Source organism: Nesterenkonia alkaliphila (genome assembly GCF_009758175.1).
In the GTDB taxonomy this organism is placed as follows: domain Bacteria; phylum Actinomycetota; class Actinomycetes; order Actinomycetales; family Micrococcaceae; genus Nesterenkonia; species Nesterenkonia alkaliphila.
The window spans coordinates 1-3,252 of record NZ_WRPM01000035.1; the positions used below are offsets into that span (position 1 = coordinate 1).

The 3,252-nt window shown below is 54.1% G+C and carries 3 protein-coding genes; 1 reads left to right on the forward strand and 2 read right to left on the reverse strand.

Annotated features, from left to right (window positions below):
- Positions 1-215: 215 nt before the first annotated feature.
- Positions 216-572 carry an HIT family protein gene (locus tag GNZ21_RS05510; protein ID WP_157322149.1) on the forward strand — a complete coding sequence of 119 codons (357 nt, stop codon included), beginning with the start codon at positions 216-218 and terminating at the stop codon, positions 570-572.
- Positions 573-756: 184 nt separating this feature from the next.
- Here the strand turns inward: GNZ21_RS05510 and GNZ21_RS05515 are convergent, their stop codons facing one another.
- Positions 757-2,022, reverse strand: coding sequence for a hypothetical protein (locus tag GNZ21_RS05515; protein ID WP_157322151.1), 1,266 nt, complete (start codon positions 2,020-2,022; stop codon positions 757-759).
- Positions 2,023-2,151: 129 nt separating this feature from the next.
- Positions 2,152-2,772 carry an alpha/beta fold hydrolase gene (locus GNZ21_RS05520; RefSeq protein WP_157322153.1) on the reverse strand — a complete coding sequence of 207 codons (621 nt, stop codon included), beginning with the start codon at positions 2,770-2,772 and terminating at the stop codon, positions 2,152-2,154.
- Positions 2,773-3,252 lie beyond the last annotated feature (480 nt).

Genomic DNA, 3,252 nt, shown 5'->3' on the forward strand with positions numbered 1-3,252 from the left:
AACGAGCCATACCTCATTCTACAACCCAACCGCTTAACTATTAACGAGACACACCACTAGTAGAAGCATGGGAAGTCGTCCGCGATGCCTTCGGTGACTACGATGTCCCCAGCACGCTGATGGGAGTCACCGTCCTGGGCTACGACGATCAACTCGTAGAAGTCGAAGCAGTAGCAGCCATGACTTCGAATCCTTCAGGCCGCTAGGCTGAAAACATGACAGAACTCCCAGGTGCGGACTACCAGGGGAATGATTTCTATTGCGATGTTGCCATTCCCAACAGCGCCTCACTAGATGTGGTGCTTGAGACAGAAGAGGTCCTGGCATACCACCACACCAAGCCATACTGGGAAACTCACATCGTTGTCGTTCCCAAAATGCACATCCCCTCACTCACCCAGATTGGGGATACCGACCGATCAACACTGGAGAACTTCCTACTGGCCGTCCAACAGGTCGCTCACCAGGTTGAGAACGAACACGGTGCGGCTGGGGTGCTTTCCAACCTCGGAGATTACCAAGATTCCAAACATCTCCATGTTCACGTCCACAGCGGCTCACGCAGACACTGATGTCATGCTCCTCTTACGGTAGGCATGGCAACAAGTCAACGACGAGGGGCAGGGGTGAACTGCTCGCCACCTCTGAGGCGGCAGAAGGGCTGTGCGACACAGTTCCACGCGGTTGTCTTCTGTGGCATCGAAAAGAGAACCACCGCCATACAAGGTTTAGATTCCTACCCCTAACAGAGGCAACTCACTCCTGCTCTTGTTCGCGAGGACGACGCAGGATGTGCCACAATCGCTCTGCCATAGCGTCCTTCTCATCTGCTGTCTCCTCTTGATCGCGGAGTACAAATATGGCTCTCGCCGCTTCAGACCGGAGAAGAACTCTGACGTCTTCATCGATATTCGCCATAAAAGGGTCCATTGTCGTGAGCACAAGTTCCCGAGCTTTGGCTTTGCGTTCCTCTTTTCGATGTTGCCCAGCTTCTTTCGCAGCGTAGAGAGCACCGGCCAGAACTACTGCTGTCATGCCGAGCCGTGTAACAACTTCTCCCCACAGACTGTCGCCTGAGGGCGTAACTGACGGTGAAGTAACGAAATGGAAAGTGCTTTCTATGAATACTAAAGATGCAAGGATGAACAACACGACTGCAGTGACACTCCACCAGAAAGCTGAACGACGTTGCTGCATAGCCCAAGCGCCGTAGTCAGTCGCTGTACTACGTTGGGCAATAGCACCGAGCAACTTCTCAGCTTCATCTTTCTTCTTGTCAATGTCAGCTATGAGTCCATCGCTTAGTCCTCGCGCTTCCTCACGGGACTTTTCCCATTCAGCTATTTGCGCATCTAACCGTTCTGTGGAGGCGGTCGAACGCTGTTCCTGTTCTTCTTCAAAGACCGTCCGATGCGACTGCAGCGCTTCTTCTATTCGCGCTTCCGACTGCTTAACGGCTTCTTCTACAGCGGAGGCCACTTCACGAACTTGTTGCAGTTCGTGCTGTGCCTCAGTGACATCAGCCCGAAATTGTTCTAAAACTTCGTCGTGTTTCTTCACAACCTCTTCGAGGCTTCCAGAACTCTCTACTCTTACTTCTTCAAGCTTTGCCGAGGCGACCTCACGGAAGTTACTGAGGGTGCCCTCTAGTTGTTGTACGTGCTGCTTTAAACCCGCAAGACTCACACTCCCGCGTTGTGGCCACGAGCGCATGATGCGAGCCAGTTCCTCAAATTTGGAAACAGTTCCACCTGCGGGAGCCTTATAGAGGCTTTCAACGTCGGGCAGATTCGAAGCGACGACTTCCACTGCTTTTCCCGCATTCCTACGAGCAGACGGCGTGATCAAGACGTCAGGATGGTCCCGATAAGCTGCCGCGTGAGAGAGCAGTGCTCTCAAACGTTGAACTTTAGAATCAGACGAGTCAAGTTCCTCCTCCCGAATGTGCTCAGAAATGGAGGACTGTGCATCGTCGATTAACTGCCAGAGACCATCCTCACGATGATCGTCTTCCCATGACATAGGAGTCCCCTAACCGGGATGGAAGAGGCTGACCAAGAAATTCACCAGGACCCAGTTTCCCTCTGCTGATCCCGGCAGCCCCTCAAGTGCGAACAGTGACCTCTCTCAGGCTACCTAACGACTCAACAATTAGAGCAGTTTCTGGATCGCTTGCGTGAACTCTTCGGGCTTCTCGGTGTTGAGTTCGTGTCCGCCACCCTCAACGATCCTGAGTTCCGCGTGAGGAACAGCAGTTGCGATCCTCTTTGCTGCAGGGATGTTGAAGGGATCTTTGCTGCCGCAGAGCACCAGAGTCTTAGCACTAATCTTGGGCAGATCCTGGCGGAAGTCAGCCTTCGCAGCAGCATCCAGCATCGCCAGGAACTGCGGCTTCGTGATCCCCTCTGGGAGGGGGAGCTTTCTAGCTGGAAGCAACCGCATGATGCCGCGCTGAAGACCCATCACCACTGGGTTGGGCTTTACCTGGGAACCGCTGAGCAATAGCCCGTGGAGCGTCTCCTGGTACAAGGCCGCGTAACGGGTGGCGATCATTCCCCCCAACGACAGACCCACAAGCACCACCGACTCAGCTCCGACCTCCACTATCCGTGTGTGCAACGTTTCAACAGCGACCTCGAAACTGAAATCCCCATTAGCGAGTTCTCCTGCTGTCACAACCAAAAACGGATAGGCTGCGAGGCTTTGGACTTGCTCATCCCCGGATCCTGCGTCCTGACCGACACCAGCGAGGACAACTATCAAGGGCTTCACCCGTCAGCATAGCTCTCGACCTGATGGGCCATCACCATGACCTCAAACGACTGGCTCTGAACACAGCGATTTTTTGTCAGCAGAGTAGCGTCACAGCGAAACCAGCCAAATAACCAGCCATTTTTTGACGCCCGATCTTCGAGTCGGCTGGCTGGTTGTCCCACGAAATCGAGGGTTTTCGGATTCGAACACCTCGGCCAGTTGACCCCGGTGAGGTCATCGAGGTCGCAGGATGGAACGTTGCAGATTCGAGCCCCATCGCCAGAAGTTCCCATCGAATCGGAAATTTAGAGGATCGCCCAGAAGCGCCAGATCCAAAACCAGCCATTTAACCAGCCATTCGATCAGAAACAGAAGCACCCCCGTCCCTTTACTTCCCCTTGTTTTCGGGGTTTTTGGGAGGACGAGGGTGCGTTTGTGACCCCAGCGGGATTCGAACCCGCGTTACCGCCGTGAGAGGGCGGCGTACTAGGCCGCTAT

Bases quoted from the DNA above. Each gene is read 5' to 3' on its own strand.
- GNZ21_RS05510 (WP_157322149.1), top strand. From the start codon at position 216: ATGACAGAACTCCCAGGTGCGGACTACCAGGGGAATGATTTCTATTGC.
- GNZ21_RS05515 (WP_157322151.1), bottom strand. From the start codon at position 2,022: ATGTCATGGGAAGACGATCATCGTGAGGATGGTCTCTGGCAGTTAATC.